This window comes from Marinifilum sp. N1E240, assembly GCF_009295825.1.
GTDB lineage: Bacteria > Bacteroidota > Bacteroidia > Bacteroidales > Marinifilaceae > Marinifilum_A > Marinifilum_A sediminis.
Map to the genome: position 1 here is coordinate 522,963 of NZ_WHKF01000003.1, position 25,691 is coordinate 548,653.

The 25,691-nt window shown below is 33.4% G+C and carries 23 protein-coding genes; 10 read left to right on the forward strand and 13 right to left on the reverse strand.

Annotation, left to right across the window (positions count from 1 at the left end; translation table 11 throughout):
• Positions 1–144 precede the first annotated feature (144 nt).
• On the reverse strand, positions 145–849 hold the full coding sequence (locus GCQ56_RS11115; protein WP_227006052.1) for a LytTR family DNA-binding domain-containing protein: 705 nt from the start codon (positions 847–849) through the stop codon (positions 145–147).
• Positions 850–879: 30 nt separating this feature from the next.
• Complete coding sequence (locus tag GCQ56_RS11120; protein WP_152734527.1) at positions 880–1,944, reverse strand: sensor histidine kinase; 1,065 nt, start codon at positions 1,942–1,944, stop codon at positions 880–882.
• Between the two features lie 190 nt (positions 1,945–2,134).
• Between GCQ56_RS11120 and GCQ56_RS11125 the strand changes: the two genes are divergently transcribed.
• A complete protein-coding gene (locus tag GCQ56_RS11125; RefSeq protein ID WP_152734528.1) occupies positions 2,135–2,770 on the forward strand; it encodes a cysteine hydrolase family protein in 636 nt (211 codons plus the stop codon).
• Here the strand turns inward: GCQ56_RS11125 and miaA are convergent.
• Positions 2,767–3,681: a tRNA (adenosine(37)-N6)-dimethylallyltransferase MiaA gene (gene miaA, locus GCQ56_RS11130; RefSeq protein WP_152734529.1), complete on the reverse strand. Its 915-nt coding sequence runs from the start codon at positions 3,679–3,681 to the stop codon at positions 2,767–2,769. The two genes, GCQ56_RS11125 and miaA, sit on opposite strands and share 4 nt — an antisense overlap.
• A 149-nt stretch (positions 3,682–3,830) precedes the next feature.
• Between miaA and GCQ56_RS11135 the strand changes: the two genes are divergently transcribed.
• Positions 3,831–4,406 carry a Yip1 family protein gene (locus tag GCQ56_RS11135; protein ID WP_152734530.1) on the forward strand — a complete coding sequence of 192 codons (576 nt, stop codon included), beginning with the start codon at positions 3,831–3,833 and terminating at the stop codon, positions 4,404–4,406.
• Positions 4,407–4,488: 82 nt separating this feature from the next.
• Here the strand turns inward: GCQ56_RS11135 and GCQ56_RS11140 are convergent, their stop codons facing one another.
• Positions 4,489–4,707 (reverse strand): hypothetical protein, encoded by a 219-nt coding sequence (locus tag GCQ56_RS11140; RefSeq protein ID WP_152734531.1) that lies wholly within the window; start codon positions 4,705–4,707, stop codon positions 4,489–4,491.
• A 415-nt stretch (positions 4,708–5,122) separates the two neighbouring features.
• Here GCQ56_RS11140 and smpB point away from each other — a divergent pair, with 415 nt between their 5' ends.
• On the forward strand, positions 5,123–5,569 hold the full coding sequence (smpB, locus tag GCQ56_RS11145) for an SsrA-binding protein (RefSeq protein ID WP_152734532.1): 447 nt from the start codon (positions 5,123–5,125) through the stop codon (positions 5,567–5,569).
• Positions 5,570–5,865: 296 nt separating this feature from the next.
• Here smpB and GCQ56_RS11150 read toward each other — a convergent pair whose 3' ends face one another.
• The 3 genes from GCQ56_RS11150 to GCQ56_RS11160 all read right to left on the reverse strand — a co-directional run bounded on the left by GCQ56_RS11150 (position 5,866) and on the right by GCQ56_RS11160 (position 11,577).
• Complete coding sequence (locus tag GCQ56_RS11150; protein WP_152734533.1) at positions 5,866–7,533, reverse strand: nucleoside kinase; 1,668 nt, start codon at positions 7,531–7,533, stop codon at positions 5,866–5,868.
• 159 nt (positions 7,534–7,692) lie between these two features.
• The gene (gene uvrA / locus GCQ56_RS11155) at positions 7,693–10,554 is read right to left on the reverse strand and encodes an excinuclease ABC subunit UvrA (protein ID WP_227006053.1); all 2,862 of its coding nucleotides are present in this window, start codon (positions 10,552–10,554) and stop codon (positions 7,693–7,695) included.
• 30 nt (positions 10,555–10,584) lie between these two features.
• Positions 10,585–11,577, reverse strand: coding sequence for a lytic transglycosylase domain-containing protein (locus GCQ56_RS11160; RefSeq protein WP_299994400.1), 993 nt, complete (start codon positions 11,575–11,577; stop codon positions 10,585–10,587).
• Between the two features lie 267 nt (positions 11,578–11,844).
• On the opposite strand from GCQ56_RS11160, the gene GCQ56_RS11165 reads away from it, so the two are divergent.
• A complete protein-coding gene (locus tag GCQ56_RS11165; RefSeq protein ID WP_152734534.1) occupies positions 11,845–12,588 on the forward strand; it encodes a hypothetical protein in 744 nt (247 codons plus the stop codon).
• Between the two features lie 34 nt (positions 12,589–12,622).
• On the opposite strand, the gene GCQ56_RS11170 is transcribed toward GCQ56_RS11165, so the two are convergent.
• On the reverse strand, positions 12,623–13,726 hold the full coding sequence (locus GCQ56_RS11170) for a pyridoxal phosphate-dependent aminotransferase (protein WP_152734535.1): 1,104 nt from the start codon (positions 13,724–13,726) through the stop codon (positions 12,623–12,625).
• A gap of 116 nt (positions 13,727–13,842) precedes the next feature.
• Here GCQ56_RS11170 and GCQ56_RS11175 point away from each other — a divergent pair, with 116 nt between their 5' ends.
• Complete coding sequence (locus tag GCQ56_RS11175; RefSeq protein WP_152734536.1) at positions 13,843–15,012, forward strand: MalY/PatB family protein; 1,170 nt, start codon at positions 13,843–13,845, stop codon at positions 15,010–15,012.
• Positions 15,013–15,305: 293 nt separating this feature from the next.
• The gene (locus GCQ56_RS11180; RefSeq protein ID WP_152734537.1) at positions 15,306–16,181 is read left to right on the forward strand and encodes a DMT family transporter; all 876 of its coding nucleotides are present in this window, start codon (positions 15,306–15,308) and stop codon (positions 16,179–16,181) included.
• A gap of 2 nt (positions 16,182–16,183) precedes the next feature.
• On the opposite strand, the gene GCQ56_RS11185 is transcribed toward GCQ56_RS11180, so the two are convergent.
• Together GCQ56_RS11185 and GCQ56_RS11190 are read right to left on the reverse strand one after the other, a co-directional pair.
• A complete protein-coding gene (locus GCQ56_RS11185) occupies positions 16,184–17,536 on the reverse strand; it encodes a carboxypeptidase-like regulatory domain-containing protein (RefSeq protein WP_152734538.1) in 1,353 nt (450 codons plus the stop codon).
• Entirely contained in the window at positions 17,526–18,116 is a 591-nt protein-coding gene (locus GCQ56_RS11190) for an RNA polymerase sigma factor (RefSeq protein WP_152734539.1), read from the reverse strand. Before GCQ56_RS11190 ends, GCQ56_RS11185 begins: the two co-directional genes overlap by 11 nt.
• Before the next feature lie 143 nt (positions 18,117–18,259).
• On the opposite strand from GCQ56_RS11190, the gene GCQ56_RS11195 reads away from it, so the two are divergent.
• Positions 18,260–20,104, forward strand: a complete 1,845-nt coding sequence (locus GCQ56_RS11195; RefSeq protein WP_152734540.1) for a von Willebrand factor type A domain-containing protein — start codon at positions 18,260–18,262, stop codon at positions 20,102–20,104.
• Between the two features lie 111 nt (positions 20,105–20,215).
• A complete protein-coding gene (locus tag GCQ56_RS11200) occupies positions 20,216–20,830 on the forward strand; it encodes a DEAD/DEAH box helicase (RefSeq protein ID WP_152734541.1) in 615 nt (204 codons plus the stop codon).
• 55 nt (positions 20,831–20,885) lie between these two features.
• Here the strand turns inward: GCQ56_RS11200 and GCQ56_RS11205 are convergent, their stop codons facing one another.
• Positions 20,886–21,365, reverse strand: coding sequence for a Dps family protein (locus GCQ56_RS11205; protein WP_152734542.1), 480 nt, complete (start codon positions 21,363–21,365; stop codon positions 20,886–20,888).
• Between the two features lie 259 nt (positions 21,366–21,624).
• On the opposite strand from GCQ56_RS11205, the gene GCQ56_RS11210 reads away from it, so the two are divergent.
• Both GCQ56_RS11210 and GCQ56_RS11215 read left to right on the forward strand, forming a co-directional pair.
• Positions 21,625–22,080, forward strand: a complete 456-nt coding sequence (locus GCQ56_RS11210) for a hypothetical protein (RefSeq protein ID WP_152734543.1) — start codon at positions 21,625–21,627, stop codon at positions 22,078–22,080.
• Between the two features lie 147 nt (positions 22,081–22,227).
• The gene (locus tag GCQ56_RS11215; RefSeq protein WP_152734544.1) at positions 22,228–22,683 is read left to right on the forward strand and encodes a hypothetical protein; all 456 of its coding nucleotides are present in this window, start codon (positions 22,228–22,230) and stop codon (positions 22,681–22,683) included.
• An 86-nt stretch (positions 22,684–22,769) separates the two neighbouring features.
• Here GCQ56_RS11215 and GCQ56_RS11220 read toward each other — a convergent pair whose 3' ends face one another.
• Together GCQ56_RS11220 and lpdA are read right to left on the reverse strand one after the other, a co-directional pair.
• A complete protein-coding gene (locus GCQ56_RS11220) occupies positions 22,770–24,158 on the reverse strand; it encodes an aminopeptidase C (protein WP_152734545.1) in 1,389 nt (462 codons plus the stop codon).
• Between the two features lie 130 nt (positions 24,159–24,288).
• Entirely contained in the window at positions 24,289–25,680 is a 1,392-nt protein-coding gene (lpdA, locus tag GCQ56_RS11225; protein ID WP_152734546.1) for a dihydrolipoyl dehydrogenase, read from the reverse strand.
• Between the last annotated feature and the right edge of the window lie 11 nt (positions 25,681–25,691).

A 25,691-nucleotide genomic window follows, 5' to 3' on the forward strand; every position in this document is an offset into this window, starting at 1 on the left:
TAAATCTTTAAGTGTGAAAGTTCAAATTCATCTTAATAATCAACAGCATACTGTATTACAAAATCCTTTCTCCAGTTTATTTAAACAAAAAAAAAGAACCGACGCTGAACTCGGTTCTTTTTAAAACAGACTTGATTATAAAAACTACACAGGATGAATTCTTTGAAAGAATCCCTGTTTGTAATTATTTCCTATAGGTATGGTACCTTTCTCCATGTGCACCATATTTCCTTCTATCGATTTTATTTTTGATAACGATACAATGTATGATTTATGAATTCTATAAAACTTTAAAGAGGGCAACAAGCGTTCAATTCCCTTTAAAGATTGATAGGTTACAACATGTCCTTCATTGGTGTAAATTTTCACATAATCGCCCAATGCTTCAACATATTGAATCGAATCCAGTTTAATATTGATCGTTTTTTTATTTGCCTTTACAAAAATATACTCACGTTCGTCTTTTACAGTTTCTGTTGCTTCTGCAGGAGCTTTCATTTTTTCTTCAGCCTTTTGCACAGCTTGTAAAAATCGTTCAAATGAGAATGGCTTTTTTAAATAATCCAATACATTTAGCTCATAACTCTCTAGCGCATATTCGGTATAGGCCGTAGTTATAATAACCATTGGTGGATTTTTATATGATTTCAGGAAATTAATTCCGCTCAAACGAGGCATGTTAATATCCAAAAAAATCAGATCCATCGGCTCATCTTGAAGCACTTCCATGGCTTCAATAGCATCGCTACATTTACCCTTAAGTTCTAAATTCGACAATTCAGAGATATACTTTTCCAATACTCTTTGCGCCAGAGGCTCATCGTCTATAATTAAGCACTTCAACTTCATATATTTTTATTTTATCTTCTTAAGTTAAACTTAAGATAAATCAATTTTTAAAACAACCGTAAATAGATTTTCCTCTTTAGAAATATCTAAGCTGTGCTTTTCCGGATACAATAACTCCAGTCTTCGCTTTACATTTTTTAACCCAATTCCTTTGTTTTTTCCATCCTCTGCCTGCCAATTCTCATCATATCGATTTTGAATCGACAATTCCATACGATCTCTTTCTTCGAAATTAAAAAGAATATCTATAAAGCCATTGTTATTTCTCCCATAAGCTCCATGCTTAAATGCATTCTCAATTAATGGTTCAAACAGCAAGGGAGCAATTTTATTTTGAGATGTATTACCTTTTACATCAATTTTCACAGGAGTGGCTTCATCCAATCTTATCTTCTGAAGATCCAGATAATTCCTTACAAAATCCAATTCTTTTTCGAGCAATACATACTTATCGTTACATTCGTATAAAATATACCTCATCATATCAGATAATTTCAACACTAAATTGGGTGCCTTATCCGATTTATCTAACGTAAGCGAGTACAAATTATTTAATGTATTGAATAAAAAATGAGGGTTAATCTGAGATTTTAAAACCTTCAGCTCCGCCTCCAATTTCTCCTTTTCAATCTTGTGAACCTTATCCAAAATTTTTTGAAGTACAAACCATTCTCTCATCATCGAAAAAAAGGTGGTAACACTAACATAAATCAATGTGAAAATGGTGAAATTTATCCAAACAACAAATGTCATTTCTTCAAAAATCTTTTCATTATGCACAAAACTATTGAACGGATAAACCAGTAAGAAATCAATTACAAAAGCTGTTAATGAAACAAGCCCAAGTACAGAGATAATATAGAGAAAGTACCTTTGCTTTTTAAATAAATATGGAAATAGAACTAATAAATTTATATAAACTGCCGAAGCAAAACACAAGTTAAAAACCAATGTCATTAATACAGGTTCTGGCTTTAATACATTCTTAAAATTACTTGCCACAAACATGGTAAATAAAAATAGAACAATAGCCACAACCCAAAACAGTATATGGGAAATCACCCTACTACTAGATATAGATTTTATGTTATTCATTAATTGGTGTTTTCTTTATTTCAAAATTTAAGGTAAAAAAGAATAAGGTGGACAGGAAACTTATTCGTTATCGATTGCAAATACCATGATAAAAAGGTATAATTTTCCGATATAAATATTGAATACACAACTGCAAATTTTGATTTAATTTTACTCCGTTGTATTTTTACAGAAACAAAATCACATTAATATGTTTACAAAAGACATCTTATTTTGGAATGTTGATACTCAAGTCGATTTCATGAGTAAAGATGGTAAGTTATATGCTCCTGGAGCTGAAGAAATACAGGCAACTCTCCACAAAATTACAAGCTTGGCGAGCAAGCTCAACATTCAAGTTGTAAACACAGCAGATCATCATTACACTAATTCGAAAGAGTTAGCAGATAAGCCTGATTTTGTGAATACATTTCCAGAACACTGCATGGCAGGAACTGAAGGCGCAGAATACATTACAGAAACCAAACCTTCCGAATCTTTCTCTGAAGTTTTATGGAATAAATCCTACGATCTTTCAAAAGTTAAGAAAATCGTCACTAAACGTAACATCATAATTCGCAAAGATGCTTTTAATGTTTTCGAAGGAAATCCTAATACCGAAAATATCCTACAGCAACTTTCTCCAAAAAAGATTTTTGTATATGGCGTAACCACCAATGTTTGTGTTGATCAGGCAGCTATTGGATTGGCTCAACGAAACTATGAAGTTTATGTTATTGAAGATGCAATTAAGGAGCTTCCAAATATTCCTTTACCATTCTCCAATTGGGACAAGTTAGGAATTAAGCGTGTTCAGTTTAAAGATTTGGAAAATCATCTATTTTAAACAGAAAACCACTCTTTAACCTGATCAATTTTTTCATCAAGAGGCATATATCCATCCAACCATTTAATATCACTACCACTTCGTTCCATTTTTCGAAACCAAGTCATTTGTCGTTTGGCAAATTGATGAATGGCAACCTCTAAACCCGAGAACATTTCATCGTAAGAAATCTGCCCTATTGCATATTGAGTTAAAAACTTATATTCAAGTCCATAATAAATTAGATCATCCGCCGAAACACCCGATTTTAGAAGCGATTGAACCTCTTCAATCATTCCTTCTTTTAGTCTTTGTTTTAGTCTAAAACTAATCCTATCTCTTCTACTTTCTCTATCAAATTTAATTCCAACTAATAAAGGGTTCATTTGAGGGTAGGACATATCAATTTGAGGATTGGAAGCATAATAACGTTCAATTTCAATAGCTCTGATGGCACGTTTCTTCGTTTCTATGTCGCTATTATTATGTAACTCTTTATACGAACGCAGAATCACCTCTAATTCTTCTATTGTTTTCCCTTTCATTTCCTCCCTGAAAACCTCATCATTGGGCACGGCAATCAACTTATAACCTTTTAAAACAGCCTCAAGATACATTCCAGTTCCCCCACAGACAACAGGCAATTTTTTTCGTTGCGTAATATCTTCAAATGCACTAACAAAATCTCTCTGAAATTCAAACACATTGTACTTGTAACCTGCATCCACAATATCAATCAAGTGATAAGGAATTGGCGTGCCATCAATTACATACTCTTCAATATCTTTACCAGTTCCCAAGTCCATTCCGCGATAAATTTGGCGCGAATCTGCACTTATAATCTCCCCACTAAACTCTTTCGCCAAATTAACTGCCAAACTCGTTTTTCCGGTAGCTGTAGCTCCTAAAACAACCAATAAATTGTATTGCATTTCAAATATTTTTTCGGCTTGTCGTAACCTACTGACAATTACCGGTTTTTCTTTATCAAGATAATGTTTATCTTACAATTAGTCTGAATGTAAGATTCAGCCACAAAATTACTTTAAGTTTTTTGAAATCACTAACTACATCTGAACATATGACACTGCTACAAGCCTATAAGCATGCCTTTCGCCTATTCATAACTCCTGAGCAAGAATGGAATTTAATTTTAGCTGAAGAAAACATCAGTTACAAAAAATTACTATATCAATTATTAATTCCATTAATTTTCTTGATGTCGGCATCGAACTATATTGGTCTGCTTTTGTTCGAAAAAAATCCCTCAGAGCATTTACAAATGTTTCTTTACTCAGCTATTGCAACATTTATTTTCTCAATTGTTTCCATATTTCTTTCATCATGGTTAGTAAAACAGTTTACTGTATTACCGGATAATAAGGAGCGTTTCAACCATGCATTTATACTCATTGGTTTTTCCTATACTCCAGGAATTATTTTTAATTCAATTGCTTTCTTATTTCCCACCATTAATTATTTAACCATTTTTGGATTATACAGTTTCTTTATTCTCTACAAAGGAATAACTCCTATTCTAAATGTTCCTGACCACAGAAAATCGGGTTATTTTACCTTTATTTTAATAGGATTACTTTCCATATATGCTTTACTGGGAGCATTCTTTATAGGTTTTGCCAACCTTATGGGGTTTTGATTCCATATATAATTACTGGAAAATTCAATTTTAATCTTTCAATTTTAAAAAGCTTGTTTAATTTTGATAGACAAAAACAAGACTAATTTAAAATGTCATATAAATCAAAAAGCATTCTAAATTCAATTTTCAGGCTTCGAAATTTATTCTTAACTCCTAAGCAAGAATGGGAAAGAATAACTCCTGAAGAATATAAAACAAGTGAATTATTTTTAAAATTCGCTTTTCCTATAATTGCCATTTCTTCATTAATTTCAGGAATAGGAATTTTCATACATTCAAAAAATTTACTTACTGCCATTTCTTACTTTTTTGTTGATTTCCTATCTCTTAATTTAGGACTTTACTGCGCAGCTAAAATTATAATTTTACTTACTCCAAATTTTCAATTAAAAATTAAACCTGATGTAATATTTAAATTGGTGATTTTTAGCGCTTCGGTTCTCTGTATCTTTCATGGCTCAGCTAATTTATTTACAGCAAAATCCTTCTTAAATCAACTTTGTTTGATTTTCGAATTGTATTTTATTCGCATATTATGGCTCGGAACCGCTCCTCTTTTACCGATAGCAGAAAACAAAAGACCAGGATTCACGATTATGGCAAGTTTATTAATTCTTGTGCTACCACTTATCTTTGAAAGGATGTTTTCCATTCTATTCAAGCTTCCGGTAACAATTTAAATATTAAATTTGCAGAGAAATTAAGATTACACGATGCAAAAAATCAATATAAAAAATAAACGAGCAAGTTTCGAATACGAATTTATCGAGAAATTTGTAGCTGGTATTCAACTTTTTGGAACCGAAATTAAAGCAATTCGTGCTGGCAAAGCTAGTCTCGTAGATTCCTTTTGCACTTTTACCAGAAACGAACTCTATGTAGTTGGCATGCATATCTCAGAATACAAATTTGGATCCTACTACAATCACGAAGAAAAAAGAGAACGAAAACTTTTATTAAATCGAAAAGAATTAAATAAACTTGATCGCAAAACAAAAGAATCAGGTTTAACCATTATACCTACAAAACTTTTTCTAAATGATAAGGGCTTTGCAAAAATGGAAATTGCTCTTTGCAGAGGTAAAAAACACTACGATAAAAGAGAAAGTTTAAAACAAAAAGATAGCAAGAGAGAGATAGATCGTATGATGAAGAGGTAGTTAGATATTCATCTGATTTTTTCTTCAAAAAAACTCGCATTTACGCTTTCAAATCATCAATATTTTATTCTATATTTGCAGCCCGTTTCTGAAAAGACGGGCATTCCTATCAATATGTGTTTTCAACAGAATATTAACAAGTTATCAACACTGTTGACTATTTGTTAATAAACTTGTCACACCCTATACTCAAAGACATACAGCTGTTGACAACTAAAAAATCCCATCCTCCATTATCAAGTAATTAACAATGAGGACAGGATGTAATATTAACAAGTTAAAAGTTATTAACAAATTTAATAGTCGAAAGTACTACCTCCGAGGAACTCCCGCATTAATGACGTTGGTGGAATTTCATCATCACAAATTGGCAAAAAGTAACTAAAAAACTTTAGCAAACGATTCACCTCCGAATATTCTGGTTGATTTGGCTGTACTTCTTTTAAAATTGGTTCTGCATATCTTTTCAAGACTCCAAGCTCATAAGGTAATGCCGAATTAAACATGACGTCAGCTTCTTCCTGAAAAGGAAATATATTCTTCATTTCTCCACGACGAACACTTGGCCACCTCTTAATTGTATCAGCAGCGCTATAATTTCTATACTTATAATCCCGAACTATTCTTCGAATCAATCTATTATCAGTAGATGGAATTCTATTGTGTCCATCGATAGATATAGAAGTTAGTGCCGAAATGTAAATTCTAAATTTTGCTTCATCGGCAATCAGTGGTGTTAATTCCGGATTTAAGGCGTGTATTCCTTCTACAACCAAAACTTGCTTTTCACTAATTTTCAGTTTTTCACCATCGTAATACCGAGCTCCTGTCTCAAATGAAAATTTTGGCAATTCAATCTCTTCACCAGCTAACAATGAAACCAAGTTTTTATTAAACAGATCTACATCCAATGCATTTAATGCTTCAAAATCATAATCACCATTCTCATCTAAAGGAGTGTGCTCACGATTCACAAAATAATTATCTAAGGAAAGATTAACAGGCTTTAATCCAGCTACTTTTAATTGAATAGCCAGTCGCTTGCCAAAAGTTGTTTTTCCTGATGATGAAGGACCAGAAATTAAAATCAGCTTGGTACGTTTTCTTTTTTTACGAATCTTATCCGCTATCTGAGATATCTTTTTCTCGTGCAGAGCTTCTGAAATTTTAATCATCTCAGAAATGTTGTTGCCTGCAACATAGTTGTTCAAATCTCCAATATTCGAAATATTTAATACTTTTCCCCAGCGTTTGTATTCACTAAATACTTTAAGCATTTTCTCCTGCTTAACCTGAGATTCCACAACAGAAGGTTCTTCTCGTTTTGGACTCATTAATAACATTCCACGATAAAAGTGTACCAAATCAAATACACGCAAAACCCCAGTTGAAGGCACTAAAAATCCGTAAAAATAATCAGCATTCTCACCCAATCGATAAACTGATGTATACAAGTTTCCACGAGTTTTAAACACATCCGTTTTTTCCTTCAATCCCTGGCTTTCGAAAATTTCAATTGCTTTTTCGGTTTCAATCTCCTCACGAACAAAAGGCATATCGGCAGCAATAATTTCCTGCATTCTATTTTTTATATTCGCAATATCTTCTTCGCTTAAAACAATATTTTTATCTGTTAAACGACAATATAAGCCATTCGATATGGAGTGCTCTAAACGAAATCCAGCACCTGGATACAAATCGTTTACTGCCTTATACAAAACAAAGCAAAGTGATCGAATATACATTCTTCTACCAGCAGGGTGAATAAGATCTATAAAACGAACATTTTTGGGTTTATAAATTTCATAGGTAAGTTCTTTTAGCTTATTGTTTACCATTGCTCCAAGCACATCACCTTTTAATTTTGGATTTACATCTTTAAGAATTGTTTGAAGATCAGTGCCTACGGCATAAGATCTTTTTTGGTCCAGATCTTCAAAATAAATATCAATTAATTTACCCATAGAATTGCAATTTTAGTAGGTCTCATTTCTTCGAGACTGCATTCTAAAGATAATAATTATGCTTTCTACTTTTCGCTTTTGGATGTTAAAAATTATTAAGCTAGAATAAAATTTAGAGCATAAAAAATCCCCTTTCGGGGATTCCTATATTTTATAATTTTAAACCAGTTCTTCTTTGAGAAATTTGGCTGTAAAAGACTCTTTACAATCGACAAGTTCTTCCGGAGTTCCTGTAAAGAGAACTTCTCCTCCGTTTCTACCACCTTCTTTTCCAATATCAATTACGTGATCGGCAACCTTAATCACATCCATATTGTGCTCAATTACAATCACAGTATTTCCTTTGTCAACCAATCGGTTTAAAACCTCAAGTAATACTCTGATATCTTCAAAATGCAAACCTGTTGTTGGCTCGTCAAGAATATACATTGTTTTTCCTGTATCTCTTTTTGCCAGTTCTGTAGCTAATTTAACACGCTGTGATTCACCTCCTGATAAAGTTGTTGAGGGCTGCCCTAAGGTAATATAACCCAAACCAACATCTTGAAGAACTTTTAATTTCACCAATATCGATGGAATATTTTCAAAAAAACCAACAGCCTGATTAATGGTCATATTCAACACATCACCAATTGATTTTCCTTTGTAACGAACCTCCAGAGTTTCGCGATTGTAACGTTTCCCATTACATTCGTCGCAATGCACATAAACATCAGGTAAAAAGTTCATTTCGATGGAACGAATTCCAGCTCCCTGGCAAGTTTCACAACGTCCGCCTTTTACATTAAACGAAAAACGACCAGCTTTATAGCCTCGAATTTGAGATTCAGGCAATTTCTCGTAAAGTTTTCGAATATCGCCAAAAACATTAGTATAAGTTGCAGGATTAGATCTTGGTGTTTTTCCCAAAGGTGCCTGATTAACCTCAACAACTTTATCAATATTCTTTATTCCTTTTAAATCTTTATAAGGTAAGGGATCTTTAACAGATCGATAGAAATACTGCGATAAAATTGGTTGTAAAGTTCCATTAATCAAACTTGATTTTCCACTTCCCGAAACACCCGAAACACATATAAATTTTCCCAACGGAAATGTAACATCTACATTTTTAAGGTTATTTCCCGTGCATCCAAGCAGTTTAATATCTATTCCTTTGCCTTTTCTTCGCTCTGATGGAACCTCAATTTTACGATCTCCATTTAAATACTGAGCAGTTAAACTTTCACCTTTCTCAATATCTTCTGGACTTCCGGCAACAACAATTTCCCCACCATGCTTACCGGCAAAAGGTCCCATATCTACGACATAATCTGCCGATTTTATCATATCCTTATCATGCTCAACAACGATTACCGAGTTGCCTGAATCGCGCAATTGTTGCAAAGAATAAATTAATCGTTCGTTATCGCGTTGATGCAATCCTATACTTGGCTCATCAAGAATATAAAGAACATTTACCAACTGTGAGCCTATCTGAGTTGCCAAACGAATTCGCTGTGATTCACCTCCTGAAAGAGTTACTGAACTTCTGTTAAGTGATAAATATTCTAGTCCAACATCTAACAAAAAACCCAAACGAGAACGAATCTCTTTTAAGATTTCGGTTGCTATCGTTTTTTGTCTTTCGCTTAAATGTTGTTCTACATTTAAAAACCATTCCCCTAACAAACTCAGATCCATTGCAGCCAATTCAGCAATGTTTTTATCATGAATTCGAAAGTGCAAAGCTTCTCTCTTGAGTCTCTGACCTTCACAAGATGCACAGTCCATCGTTTTCACAAATTGCTCAGCCCATTTTTTAGCTTTCTTCGATGTCGTATTACTTTCCTGATTAGAGATATATTTTATAACACCATCGAAACTTAAAAAATAGTTCGAAGAAGAACCCAATGGTGTATTTTCCAACTTGAAAGTTTCACTTGATCCATCTAAAATAATACTTAAAGCTTCTTCTGGAATATCTTGTATTGGAGTCTCCATATCGAAATTGTACTTTCGACCAATCGCTTCCAATTGCCAAAAAATAAGACTATTCTTGTATTTTCCCAAAGGAACAATTCCACCCTCTTTAATGCTCAATTTCTGATCTGGAATAATCTTTTCCATATCAATGGCATTAATTCTACCAAGGCCTTTGCATTTAGGACAAGCGCCATGTGGTGAATTAAATGAAAAGCTATGCGGAGCTGGTGTGTTATATGAAATTCCGGTACTCGGACACATTAACAAACGACTATAATATTTCACCTCATCGGTATCTTTATCCAAAATCATGGTAATTCCCTTACCATGTTTCATAGCTGTCTGAACCGATTCTTTCAATCGTTTGTCTCCAACTTCTTCAACAACTAATTTATCAATCAGAATTTCAATATCATGATTTTTATATCTGTCGACCTTAAAACCGTGCAACAATTCCACAATTTCCCCATCAACACGAGCATATAAAAAACCTTTTCTTCTGATTTGCTCAAATAATTCTTTGTAATGCCCTTTACGACCTTTAACAACTGGAGCCAAAATCAATATTCTCTTTTCACAAAACTTTTCGTGAATCAGACTAATGATCTGTTCATCGGTGTATTTCACCATTTTCTCACCTGTTTCATATGAATAAGCAACACCTGCTCTTGCATATAAAAGTCTCAAGAAATCGTAAAGTTCAGTAATTGTTCCAACTGTTGATCGTGGATTTTTATTGGTAGTTTTCTGCTCGATTGAAATTACCGGACTTAAACCTGTAATTTTATCCACGTCAGGTCGTTCCATGCCACCAAGGAACTGTCTGGCATAAGCTGAAAACGTTTCAATATATCTTCGCTGACCTTCCGCATAAATGGTATCGAAAGCCAAGGATGATTTTCCACTACCACTTAATCCAGTTATCACCGAAAGTTGGTTTCGTGGAATGCTAATATCTATATTTTTTAGGTTGTGAACGCGGGCACCAAAAACATCAATGCTTCCGGTTTCCAATTGCTCTGCACCTTCTGTATTTTTCTTATCAATCGAACTCAAACTACAATCTCCTTTTAGCAAATCTGACAATTATTTCACTGGAAGTGATTTATCAGGGGTTTTATAATCAGAAAATGCAAAATTAATATATCCTTTGGCAGGAAGTGTAATTTCGTATTCTTTTTTATATTTATTTGTCAGATAAGCTTTTCTTAACCAAGGATTAAAATTCTTCAGAACTTTGTAATTAACCCCATTCTGCTTGGCAAAAACAGCAAAATTCTTAACCTGAGATTTTATTTTAATTTTTCGTGTAGGAATTTCCGGATACAAATCAGAAGCTCTGTACTTAAATCCAAAACCAGCCGGATCCTCCATTATCATTTTAATAGCTAAAATTCTATACACATATCTACCCGTTTCTTCCCCCAATAATAAATCGTAATATTCTCCTGCATCTTGCAATTTTAACTGTTTATCAACAAATCTTCTTCCGGCATTATAGGAAGCTGCAACCAGAGTCCAGGTACCATATTTTTGATAAGACTGTTTTAAATACTTACATGCTGCAATAGTCGATTTTTCAATATTGTATCTTTCATCAACTTCAGTAGATACTTCCAAACCATAATCTTTAGCTGTTCCGCTCATAAATTGCCAAACACCCACGGCTCCAGCAGGAGATTTTATTGTTGGTACAAATCCACTTTCTATTAAGGCTAAATACTTAAAATCATCGGGTACTCCTTGCTCTTTTAAAATGGGTTCGATAATAGGAAAATATCGATTCGCTCGCTTTAAAAACAAAAGTGTTTGAGATTGCCAATAGGTATTTACCAACAACTCTCTATCTAAGGATTCTTTCACATCCCACCTTTGCACAGGAACAGTCTCGCCCCCAAACGTTACTTTATCAGGAGTTTTAAGTGCATACACATTATAGCGACTCATGTATTCGCTATTCTCTGGTTCTTTATCTCTGTCCGATACTTTCGAGTAATTAAACAATTGAGCTACAAGGTAAACAGTTCCTAAAGCAACAATTAAAACAATTGCTTTTTTAAATGATTGATATATGGTCACGGTTGATTTTTTTTAAACAGGTTATCAAAAGTAAAAGATTCTACTCTATTTCGTATACAAAAGTTTTCTTTTAACATCTCTTTACACCATTAAAAATCTATCTTTCATCAAGATTCTATTAAGTAATAGAAATACTATTCTCTATTTTACCTTTAATTCTTAAACAAATCGTTGTAACTTACTACAACAAAACTTGTCTTTTTACGTTATAAAAACTAATCGAAAAAGATAAAATTCACGGACCTGACCAGTCTCTAACTTTAATCTATGAAATACCGCAACCTGCTTATTCTTATAATCGGGGCATGTCTACTATATACATGTGACAGTGAAACAACTGCGGATTTTCCAACGCAAATAATTCAAGATTCAAGAGTTTCCGATTCCATTTTTGAGATACTTTTAGATGATGCCAAGTTAATCTGTATCAACTACTACACTAATGAAGAAATGGAAGAGTTGGATATTATTGATATCCAGGAAATTCATATTGCCCCAATAGTAGCAGCACTACAAATGGTTTACATTGATTCCATTTCTGTTCCTGCTTTAGAAATCAAAAAGTATGATGTTCATTCGCTTTGCAGGGATCATTTGTACAATTCCTATATCTGGATTGATACACTTAGCATGTATCCAGTAAATTGGCATCAATATGGTTTTTCTAATTATCTGGAATTGGATCAGATTATCGACAGGTACGATTTAAAATTAGATTCTATTGAAAAAGGAAGTTATTTGGTTCATTCTCTTGATGGAATTAACCAATTGGCTCTAGCGAATCAACTTGAAAAATTCCCATTTATTCTTGGATCCGAAGCCTTAAACTGTGCTGGAGATGGTTCACAAATTGAAATCTCCTCTCTCTCTTCAGATTATATTCATCTTATTTACAGTTACGGATGGGGAGATTGCTATTCAGGTTGTATTAATCGTCATTATTGGGAACTAGGAATACATGGTTCAGGTTTAATCGAAATTCTTGCTGAATCGGGTAAAGATCTTCCATAAAAAAAGCACCACTTAATGTGATGCTCAAAAATATTTAAAACTGACCGAAATACTTTTTGAATTTTTCATGTGGAACCGATACACATATTCTTGCATAATTTGAGGAATATTCTTTCTTATCCCGGGTAAAGTAACTTAGGGAAACACTCCCTATTCCAGCATCAAATAATTCTTCTTCCGATTTATTTACGATTACAAAAATCCCTATTGGTTTTGAGTTTACATAAAACTCACCTGCCAAAAGTTTCCTTTCCTTTAGGTATTCAATATTTTTACGAATTCCTTCTGTAGTTTCCGTCTTAAAATCATTCATTACTCTCCTCCCTTTTTCAGAATCAAGTAATTTGGCAACCAATAGTTGAGAGAAAGCATTTATTCCATTCGTTGCATACATCAATCGAATGCCTATTTCATTCATAAATTCAGAATTGCCACTATGAATAAAACCAAGTCGCTGCCCACTTAAACCAATAGATTTGCTAAAACTTTCTATAATTATTACATTTTCAATTGCACTCAGTTTTTGAAAAAACTCATCTTCTTCTCCACAAAAAATTCTTCTGTAAGGACAATCAACAATAACGATTGCTCCCTTTGCACTTAATGATCTGGCTGTACGAATTATGGTCTCATCTTCCTGTTTATTTCCAATTGGATTATTCGGATCGCAAATCACAACAGCTGAATTACTATACAACCCACTATTCTCTTGCAATACTTCCAAATTCTCATAAGTCTCCGATTCAATATTTCTAATGGTCATCACCTGAACATATGATCCCCAATAATATTCAGGCAGACAAATCTTTTCAACTTTAATGGTCTGAAAAACCAGATCGAGAGCAGACATTCCACCGCCACAAACAGCAATATTCTCATTGACAGATTTATTTGCAAAATAGTGTTGATTAATTGCAATTCTTAACTCTTTTCTCCCTTGAGCAGGAGGATAAACTTGCATTTCATTTGTATTGAAATCAATATCCTTAGCAAGTGCATTTAAATCGATATTACAAACCGAATTCACGCCTCGATTCAACAAAAGAAATTCTTTCCCAGTTTCCTGACTAGTTTTTCTAATTCGTTCACCAATTCCTACAATTGCCGAATATTTTGCACCGCTTTTATTGATTTTCATGTTTCTATAAGTTTTTTGCTAATTAAATCAGCTTAAGCCTGAATCACAAATTTTTCTTACTGCTTTAGAGAATCTACATTTTTTTATAAATTCACTTTGTCTCTAAAACAATAAAAATGAAATACAATTTCGACGAAATTATAAACCGCAAGAAAACCAATTCAGTAAAATATGACAAGCTTAAACAATATTTTGGAAAGGATGATTTGCTTCCTTTTTGGGTAGCCGATACCGATTTTAAAGTGCCCACTTGCATTTCTGATGCCATTGTAAAACGTGCCAATCATGAAATATATGGTTATTCTTTTCGTGGTGATGACTGCATTAGTAGTGTACAATCCTGGCTTAAAAAAAGACACGAATGGAATGTCCCTTTAATTTGGATTTCCTCAAGCCCAGGCGTTGTTACTGCTCTTTCTCTTTTACTAATGAGCTTAACCGAAAAAGGAGATAAAATTGCAGTTCAACCTCCGGTTTATCATCCATTTTTTCATGTTGTAAATGATACTGAAAGATGTTTGGTTTATAATCCATTAATCAGAACAAAAAATTCTTATGAAATGGATTTTAAAAACTTAGAACTCTTGGCAAAAAATGGTTTGAAAGCCATACTTCTTAGTAATCCACACAATCCGGTTGGAAGAGTTTGGAATAAAAATGAACTTCTTCGCTTAGGAGAAATAGCTAGAAAATATGATTTCTTAATCATTTCAGATGAAATTCATCAAGATTTAATTTACTCGGATTACAAACACATTCCTCTTGCCTCATTATCCGAAGATTTAGCTCAACGTACAATTACCTGCATTGCTCCTTCAAAAACATTTAATGTAGCTGGTTTAGCCAGTTCCGTTATTATTATTCCAAATCAGAAATTAAAAAAACAGTATGAAAAACTATTATCTGCAATGCATCTCGATTCGGGAAATTTATTTGGACACATTGCTATGCAAGCTGGATATGAAAATGGTAAAGAATGGTTAGAGCAATTAATGGATTACCTGGAATCTAATGTCAATTTTGTAAAAAAATACCTAAAAAATAATATTCCAGAAATAAAATTGGTTGAACCTGAAGCAACGTATCTGCTTTGGCTTGATTGCAGAGAACTTGAAATTAGTACCGAAAAATTGAATAAAATCTTGATTGATTCTGCTAAAGTTGCTTTAAATAAGGGCACTACATTCGGCAAAGAAGGTGAAGGCTATATGAGATTAAACATTGGATGCCCAAAATCAGTTTTACTAGAGGGATTAAGTAAAATTAAACAAGTAATAAAAAAGTAAAAAAAATAGAATTGTAGGGTTACCTTTTGTCTTATTCCGGTATTAAGTAGTAGAAGATTACACTGAATTGGAAATCACCCTATAATTTATCAATCAAAGTTGATTTTCTGCAAAAAACAACAGTCCGTTTTTCACACACAAAAACCCCGGTTCTACTACACCGGGGTTTTGTTATTTAAATTTTCAAACCAATTTCTTAAATTCACTATCGCATTGATCCATAAACGAGTCGAATAAGTCACTTTGTTCTCAAATATATTTCAAGTACATTCGAGCACTCAAAATCACTCACTATGAATTGGAAAAAACCTTGGTTTCAGTTTTCTATATTATTGCTACTCGCCTTTGTTTGGGGAAGTTCATTCATATTAATGAAAATAGGATTAAAAAGTTTTAGCAGCGAGCAAGCAGCAGGAATCAGAATGCTATTAGCATCTGTTGTTTTACTTCCTTATTCCATAAAAAATCTAAAATTACTTAAGCGAAAAGATTTAAAAAGCTTATTGATTGCAGGATTCATCGGAAGTTTTATTCCTGCCTTTTTATTTACCGAAGCTCAAACACAAATTGATAGCGCATTAGCTGGAATGTTGAATTCATTAACTCCAATATTTACATTGGTTGTTGGAATGCTATTTCATAAAACCAAATTCAAATGGCTACAAGTAGCTGGTTTGGTAATCGGTTTAATTGGCGCACTAGGTTTAATTACTTCGGGAGAAGATTTATCATTTCAGAATATAAATAGCTATGCATTATTAATTGTATTGGCAACAATATTTTACGGAATAAATATCAATGAAATAAAAGCCAGATTATCTCATTTAACAGGAGTACAAATCACATCTTTGGCATTTTTCTTTACCGGACCTGCCGCATTAATCTATCTACTTACAACTGATTTTGAACCCGTTTTTGCTTCCCAAGGATGGGCAATTCACTTTCTTGCATTAGCGGCATTAGGAATTATTGGCACTGCCTTAGCTATGCTATTAATGAACAGTTTAATTCGTCATATTTCAGCGGTTTATGCCTCATCTGTAACTTATATTATTCCAATTTTCGCTATTTTTTGGGGAGTTATTGATGGCGAAAAAATTACATCTTTACACGTAATTTGTATGACTTGTATTTTATTAGGAGTTTACCTGATAAACAAGAAAATGTAGATTTATTCCGAATCAATTCTAAGTGTAAATCTCACGGTTGATTCTACAAAATTGCCATTGGATTTAGCTGCAGTCCAATTTTCTCCTTGCTCTATTAATAGCTTAACTCTATTTATAAGACCTTTATCTGTAGTACCTTTTACTTTAATTTTTTCAATTCTACCACTTGAACTCATATGGAATGAAATTTTCAGCTTCACTCTCTTATTGATGATTTCGGTATTCTTTATTTCAGCAATTAATAATTTCTTATACTCTTTTAAGTTTTTGGAAACAGAAGGCTTGGCTTTGTTCCAGGATCTTCCCGACTCTTCCATTTTCACTTCGGTAGCCGAACCTGTTACAAATTTTTCTTTTTTAGTTCCATAAGCTGTCACCACAACCTCATTCATAGACACATTGTCCTGTTCCAAAACAACCAAAAGAGAATCTGCTATATCCATTTCTTTAGGCTTTAAACCGATAAAGGATGCAGTCAATTTATAGTTTGGATTTGTATCCGTTAAACTCATCTCAAATTTTCCATCAATATCAGTAAGAACTCCCTGATTTGTTCCTTTTACAACAATACTTGCACCTGGTAATGGCATATTTTCTTCATCAAGTACTATTCCCTTAATTTGACGAATTCCAGAACTTTTAGACAAACTCGCAATTCCTCTTATTTGAATAGAATCATCTCTTTTATTCACTACAAGTCCCGCTACCTTACCAGACAATTCCTTTTCAACTGGCTCAGCTTTTAAGTTCGAATCACTCACCGTCTCCGATTCTCGTTGCACTTTAGCAATTAAGAATTTCGCCTTCGTAATACTTTCAACTTTTACCAATTCAACATCTTCCTGTCTATCTTCCTCTAACATTACAGGCATCTCCTCAGAGATATCCGAATCATCTCTAACATATTCTGATTCCGGTATTTCCTCGATATTATCATCAGATCCTTGCTTTTTTATAATCTGCTTTTCTAAAGTATCCGAATAAACTTTAGTTTTTAGAACAAGATTTTCTTCCTCCTTTATTTCCTGACTTACAAGCTCATCCAATGGAGAATTTTGATTGATATAGAGTAGAACTACGCTTAATCCAAGTAATACAATTATACTCGCAGCATAAGGAAGCCAGATTGCAATCCGTCTCTTTTTTGATTTTATTCTAGATTGTAATCCCAAATTTAGTTCCTGTAAATCTATTTCAAGTTGATGTTCTTCCAATTTCGATAATCCATCATAAGCCTCGCTTTCAAAATCATCCTGCATCATCGATTTCTCAAAATCATGAGCTTCCTTATTCGGCATTTTATTACCGAAATAGTCTAAAAATCGATGATATGTAGTATTTTTCTTAAGCTTCATTTTGTTTTTCAAATTGTTCCAAACAAATTTTCAAATTTCTTTTTCCGTTTTGTATATAGCTTTTTACTTTGTTTATCGGCAAATTTAATGTTTCCGAAATCTCCTTGTAACACTTCTCTTCGTAATAAAAAGATAGGATACATTTCTGTTGTTGTTCTTTTAGTCGATCAATACATTTTTTTAAACTTTCTTCCAGTTTTAAATCGGGACTTTCATCAATAGGATGCAAAACTTCCTCCGATTCCATATCTTGAATAAGTAAAAATTTGTCTGATTGAGTTTTACGACTCTTTTGTTTGCGAATTTCCATCAAACAAAAATTCTTACAAACCACAAATAACCAACTCTTAAAATTCTTAATCTCAAATTTAGGTATTTCAGTAATAAGATGTTCAAAAATCACATTCACAGCATCTTTTGCTCTTTCTCTATCCTTCAGATATTTTAAGCATACACCATAAACCAGGTGCATATAACGAGAATAAAGCACACCCAAATTTTCCAAATCACCGGAAGTAATAAAACTATCCAGCAACTCATGATCTTTATATTTTTTTTGATTTTTTTGGGACCAGAACATGTACTCTTTGAGCGTAATTATCAAATTAAATCTTAATGCTAGTTAACCATTTCTAAAAAAAGATGAAAATATTTTATGGAATTAATTCTTCCCTCGCATCCTAGTGATAAAAGCAAAACAATTTTATCATTAAAATAAAAGCTATGAGAACAAAAGCATTATTAATCAGTCTTATTGGAATATTTATTTCATTTTCCTTATCAGCAAAAAGCATTAAAGGTACGGTAACAGGCGAAGATAAACTTGCAATACCAGGAGTAAGCATTGTTATTAAAGGAACATCAATAGGGGCATCAACAAATTTTGATGGTGAGTATTTAATAGAAGCCTCGAAAGGAGATATTCTAGTGTATTCATTTGTTGGCATGGTCACAGTAGAAATTAAAGTGGAAGATCAAACTGTAATAGATGTAGTCCTAAAATCAGACGCTGTTAGTGTTGATGAAGTCATAGTTTGTGGATATTCTTCACAATCTTTAAGCGGACGGGTTGCTGGAATATTTAAACGAAAAAATAAAGGAAGGCATGTTAAATATGACATGATGGAATGTGAAGAATCCAATATATATTTTAATCTGGATCATAACACTGAAGGCTACTCTACAATAAGAGAAAATAGATACAGAGATGCAATAAAAAGTCCTGTTTCCACATTTTCAATTGATGTTGATGCGGCTTCGTACAGCAATGTTCGCCGTTTTTTAACCGATGGTCGCACTCCACCTCTTGACGCCGTTCGAATTGAAGAAATGATCAACTATTTTAATTACGAATACGATCAACCTACTGGCAAACACCCATTTGCTATTCACAACGAAATATCGGAATGTCCATGGAACAATGATAATTTACTATTGCATATTGGCTTACAAGGCAAAAAAATTGAGACAGAAGAACTACCGGCTTCTAACCTAGTATTTCTGCTAGATGTTTCGGGTTCCATGGATTCTCCAAATAAACTCCCATTGCTAAAAAAAGCATTTAAACTTTTGGTAAATCAGCTTCGTCCTGAAGATAAAGTTGCCATTGTAGTTTATGCTGGAAATTCCGGTTTGATTCTTCCATCAACAAAAGGAAGTAATAAGGAAAAAATTCTTAACTCCTTAAATAGATTGAATGCTGGAGGTTCAACTGCTGGAGCAGCAGGACTAAAGCAAGCCTATAAAGTTGCTCGTGAGAATTTTATAGATGGCGGCAACAACAGAATCATTTTGGCTACCGATGGTGATTTTAATGTTGGTATATCGAGCAATGCCGAAATGGAACGATTAATTGAGAAGGAGAGAAATAATGGTGTTTTTATTTCTGTTTTAGGTTTTGGAATGGGAAATTACAAAGATGATAAAATGGAAATTATTGCAGATAAAGGAAATGGCAATTACTCCTACATCGATAATATTCTGGAAGCGAAAAAAGTTTTGGTCAACGAATTTGGAGGAACACTTTTTACCATTGCCAAGGATGTAAAAATCCAAATTGAATTCAATCCTGCACTTGTAGCCAAATATCGATTAATCGGATACGAGAACAGAATGCTTAATAAGGAAGATTTTGATGATGACAAAAAAGATGCAGGAGAATTGGGCTCTGGTCATACGGTTACAGCCTTATATGAAATTAAACTAAACCAAAGAAAAAATAAAAAAGTTCAGGATTTAAAATATCAGAACACTACATTAAATTCCAATGCTTTAAACAAGAATGAAATTGCTACGGTAAAATTCAGATACAAAAAACCTGATGAGAATAAAAGCCAATTATTAATTAAAGAAATACCGATGCAAGTAATCGATTCTGATTATTTATCAAACAATTATAAGTTCTCAGCCGCTGTTGCCGGATTTGGGATGCTCTTAAGAGAATCGGAGCACAAAGGAAAATGCAACTATAAAATGCTAATTAATTTGGCTCAAAATTCAAAAGGTGAAGATACTGAGGGATACAGAAGTGAATTTATACGATTGATGAAACTTGCCAAACACCTTTAAAGATATAGCCAGGCATATATAAAATGTGTCTGGCTTCTATTTTTATGAATTTAGTTAATTGCACAATTATTTTTTAAATTTGCGCAATCAAACTAAATTCAATTCATTACAATGTTCTTAAAAAAATTAGATCCGCATTTATTGGAAGCACTTGAAGAAGCTGGCTTCGAATCTCCTAAAAAAGTTCAGAAATCGAGTATCTCTAAAATAAAAAGTGGAGCCGATTTAATTGTAAGAGCTGATGATAAAAGTGGTAGATCAAGTACAATTGTAATTAGTGTAATTCAACAACTTAAATCTGAATTTGAAGATGTTCCAAGAGCTATTATTGTTGTTGCTACCAGAGAAAAAGCCATTGAAATGAAAGAGCAATTTCTCCTACTAGGCAAAAATACCGACTTACGTGTTTTTAGCGAAGGGGATGCTGGTAATTTACTTGATCTTCGTGATAAGGTTTACGCTGGTTCGGATGTGGTTATCGCCACAGCTAAAAAATTTAATGAACTTTATTGTAACAGTGGAATCAACCTTAACAGCTTAAAAATGTTTATTGTTGATGATGCAGAACAAATTATGAGAGATCAAATTTTATCGGAAATCAACCGACTGGCTCCATACATTCCAAAATCTCAGAGAATTGTCTTTTGTAATAGAATAACGAAGCAAATGGAAGATTTTAGTGAAGAATACATGAATTTCCCACCAATACTTGATATTGAAGAGTAAGTAAAAACATAAAAGCCTCCGAATACTCGGAGGCTTATCATTCCCAAATTTATTATTACTTCAAGTAAGCTTTAAACATCCAATTCATTTTCTCTAAATAAGAAACATAGGCTGGCAGTATATCTAGTGTTCCTTCATCATCATTCTCATTAGCACTTGCTATAACATCTTTAACTTTTAGCACAATTGTATTGTGAGCTTCAATTACCTGCTCTACCATCTCATTTCCAGAACAATTTGAATTGGCTTCCGCAATACTTGAAATTGCAACATAGTCAGAAAAATTACCCAGTGGATGCCCATCTAATGTTAAGATTCTCTCAGCAATTTCATCTACTTTATCGCTGGCATCATTATACAACTCCTCAAATTTAGTGTGCAATTCGAAGAAGGAATTTCCACGTACATTCCAATGAAAATTTCTCAAGTTCTGATAATACAATTGATAATTTGCTAATAAGATCTGTAATTGTTCAATTTCTCTCTCTTTTGCTGTTAACTCTAAAGTTTCCTGATTGCTTTTAACGTTCTTCATGATATTTGTTTTTTATAAATGATTTGTTTCTTATTTCTGTTACAAATATCCATAGGTTCACATTATCTTTTCTTATGCACTTATAACATTTACTTATAATGATTTTTTGGCACTATAGTTGATTACGCAAAAACACAAAAATGAAATGGAAAACTTAATACAAAAGAATAAAGTTGAAATTCTATTGTATTAATAATTTTTATAGTTTAGAGTTGAAATAATTATCTACTATTTTATTAATAATCAAATCACAAAAAAAATGAAAAAGTTTGTTTTATTACTAATTATTGCCTGCGGTTTAATCATTGAAGTTAATGCACAATCTGTTGAGTACAAAGTAATCACAACTGTAGAATCAATTGTTCCAATGGGAATTGGTCGTTCAAGAATTATTGAGGAAAAATCTCCTATTGATGCAGCTGCCTTTACTACTGACAGAACAGATGGTAAAAAAAGTAAGCAAAAAGATGTTAAAAGAAAAGATGCTAAGGTTAGCTTATTTGCTGAAACTAAGTTGTTAAACTTTTACAGTATTGCAGGTATCAACTTCCAAAACATTGCTTCGAACGATGCTTTAATTTCTTCAAAAATTAACAAATTAACAGAACAAGGTTACGAACTTGCTTTTATTACCAGTGGTGTAGAAAGTGATAGCGGTAAAGGTGACGGTAAAGGAATCTTTATTACTCGTTTTGTATTTAAACGTTTAAAATAATACGAAAAAATAATTCATCAAATTAGCCTCGAACTTTGTTCGGGGCTTTTTTTACATCTAATTATCAGTAAATTAAAAAGGTAGGGTAAGTATGATCAGTATTCGGTTTATTAACAAAAGCATTTTGTTTCACTAAATTTTAAACCGATGATTCACAACAAGCTCGACAAACTATTCGGACAAGCAGGCTCCGTGTTAGGATGGCTACTATTGCTTGTCGGATTGTTTATTAATAAAACTGAAATTGCCATATTATTCTTCCTTTTTGGTTCATTTATGGCTTTATCCTATTCCGCTATACAAATCGATTCAAACAATAATCGATATAAGTTTTACTATTCCTTATTTGGGCTTATTTCCTTAGGAAAATGGAAAAGTTTGAATGGTATTGATGGTATTGCAGGCATCTCTCCTATTATTAATCGTTCATCGTATTTATCTGAAAATAAAAATCATCAAATCGAATCGGATGATTGTTTTGTAGTACTATTCAAAAATAATCCAAAGAAAAAGATTCCATTAAAAAGATGTAAAGATTTAATTGAAGCAAAGTTGGAAGCTAGAAAAGCGAGCCATTTGCTCAAGCTTAAAATAATTCATTAAAATAATGTCTATAAGAAGACGATACTCCTAAAACAAAAAAAGAACCCCACAAGTGAGGTTCTTTTTTATTTCTTTTAATTCAAAACTTAGAACATATAATCCCAAACTGGTAATTGAACCGGTTTGGTTTCAAATGCTTTCTTAGCTTTTTCATTCAAATATTTCTTGTTGATCACTACACGAAACATGTAAGCATCAAACCACTCATCAGTAAAAGTTAAATATCCTCCGTTACCTGCACTTTTTCCCCATGAATTTTCAAACTCCCATTTTACTGGCTTTTCATTTTCATCAACATCTACTCCAATAAGAGTCATAGCATGTGAAGAACCTGACTGACGAGTTAATACTCGTGCTTTCTTATCCATATCGAATTCAACACCTAATAAAGAAGCATAGTCGTATGTATTCACATCCATTATACCAGCTTTACGATTGTGTTGTTTACCCACATCGCAAGAAGCATACATAGCCTCATTGTTCTTGATAGAAGCAATGGCAAATTTCTTAATCTCCTCGTTCGGTAAGTTCAAGTAGGTCCAGTTGATTCCTTCAGAAACATTTCTGTAGTTCTTAATTTCATATACTTTGTAAAACTCTCTGGTAGGATCATTCATGATCATTACCATCTCTACACTAGCATATCCAGGAGCAACTTCTTCTAAAAATTGAAGTGGAGTATATGTTTTGCTTTCGCTAATATTTCCATCTGAATCCTTAAATCTCCAAGAAAACTCCACTGGTGGTTCTCCTAAACTTAAAGCCAACATTCTATAAATAGCTTTCAAAGACTCAACTTTTGCAGCTTTAATTTTCTTTGCAGAAGCTTTCTCTGCCACCAACTGACGAAGCTTATATCCTTCACCTCTCAATTTCTTATTCAATAAGCTTCCGATTTCACGAGTCTTATTACTCACCTTAGTTTCAGGCATAATTTCAGCAGGAACAACACCGTATTTTTTAGCAACGTTATAGAATGAATTCCATACACCCCCATCGTTTACAGGAGCTTTAAAATAAGTTACCACTTCACGATCATCCATCTTACGATCAGCAGTAGCTATAATATTTTCAAGAAAATGGTTCGATTTTTCGAACATATCCCAGAAATAATTGTAATTGTGTGAAAAATCAAATGCGTTCAAATTGAACTGCTTTATTACATTTGGACGTATGGTATTCATTGATGTAAACATCCAACATCTTCCTGAACTTTCCTGATCAGTAATTCCCTTTACATCAACTCGATATTTAAAATAATGATCAACCTGACCTACTTTTTCTCTATTAAGAGATAATTCTCTGATACTTCCAGAGTTTGTAATTGCATTCTGAATTGCTTTTGTAGATGCATCTAAGGTAAAGCTAGAACGAATTTCGTCTAGAGTTTTAGCATCAACAGATCCTGATTTTTGAGCATTTGCTGTTCCTAAAAACGCCAATGCCAAAGCAGGTACTAATAGTAACTTCTTCATCTGTTTTGTTTAAATTTTAGTGGTTGTCAATTGTCGACACAAACTTAAAAATTATTGAAAGAAACAAGGTATAAAATACAAGAAAAGCCATCCTATACAGAATGGCTTTGAGATAAAGAATATCTATTTCTTAAATATGTATCACCTCATCGTATGCAGCTGCAGCAGCTTCCATAACCGCTTCGGACATGGTTGGGTGAGGATGAATTGCTTTGATCAATTCGTGACCTGTAGTTTCAAGTTTGCGAGCTGTAATCAATTCTGCAATCATTTCGGTTACGTTAGCCCCAATCATATGAGCACCTAATAACTCTCCATATTTTGCATCAAAAATCAATTTCACGAAACCTTCGTTTGCTCCGGCAGCACTAGCTTTACCTGATGCCGAGAATGGGAATTTACCAATCTTAACTTCGTAACCAGCTTCTTTAGCCGCTTTTTCAGTCATACCCATCGATGCAACTTCAGGAACTGTATAAGTACAACCTGGAATTGTAGTATAATCGATTGGTTCAACATTCATTCCAGCAATTTTCTCTACACAACAAATACCTTCAGCAGAAGCAACGTGAGCCAAAGCCGGACCTTTAACGATATCACCAATAGCGTAAACGCCTTCAACATTAGTTTGGTAGTAATCGTCAACAACTACTCTTCCATTATCTGTGGTAACACCTTGTTCTTCAAGTCCAATTCCTTCGGTATTAGGAGCAATACCTACGGCAGAAAGTACAATCTCACATTCGTGAACTTCCATTTCGCCTTTCTTGTTCTTGATATTCACCTTAAGGTTACCTTCTTCACCTTCTACCGATTCTACAGTAGAGTGAGTCATCACCTTAATTTTATTTTTCTTAAATGAGCGTCCCATTTGCTTAGAAACTTCCTCATCTTCTACAGGAAGAATAGTAGGCATAAACTCAACCAAAGTTACCTTAGTTCCCATAGTTGAATAGAAGTAAGCAAACTCAGATCCAATAGCACCTGAACCAACAACGATCATTGATTTTGGCAACTTCTCTAAAGTTAATGCCTTACGATAACCAATAATTCTTTTACCATCTTGTGGAAGATTTGGCAATTCGCGAGAACGAGCTCCTGTAGCCAAAATTATATGCTTGGCTTCGTGAGTCGACTTGCTTCCATCTTCAGCAGTAACTTCTACCGATTTATTTCCAACAAGCTTACCAAAGCCATTAATTACTTCAATTTTATTCTTTTTTAAAAGGTATTGAATACCACTGCTCATTTTATCTGCAACACCTCTACTTCGTGCTACAACTTTTTCGAAGTCAGCTTTAACTCCGTCTACGCTTAAACCGTAATCATCAGCATGTTTCATGTATTCAAACACTTGTGCCGATTTCAATAACGATTTAGTTGGAATACATCCCCAGTTCAGACAAATACCACCTAGTTCTGCGCGTTCAACAACCGCAACATTCATTCCTAATTGTGAAGCACGAATGGCAGCAACGTAACCGCCCGGACCGCTTCCCACTACTATTAAATCGTAAGCCATTTTTATTTTGT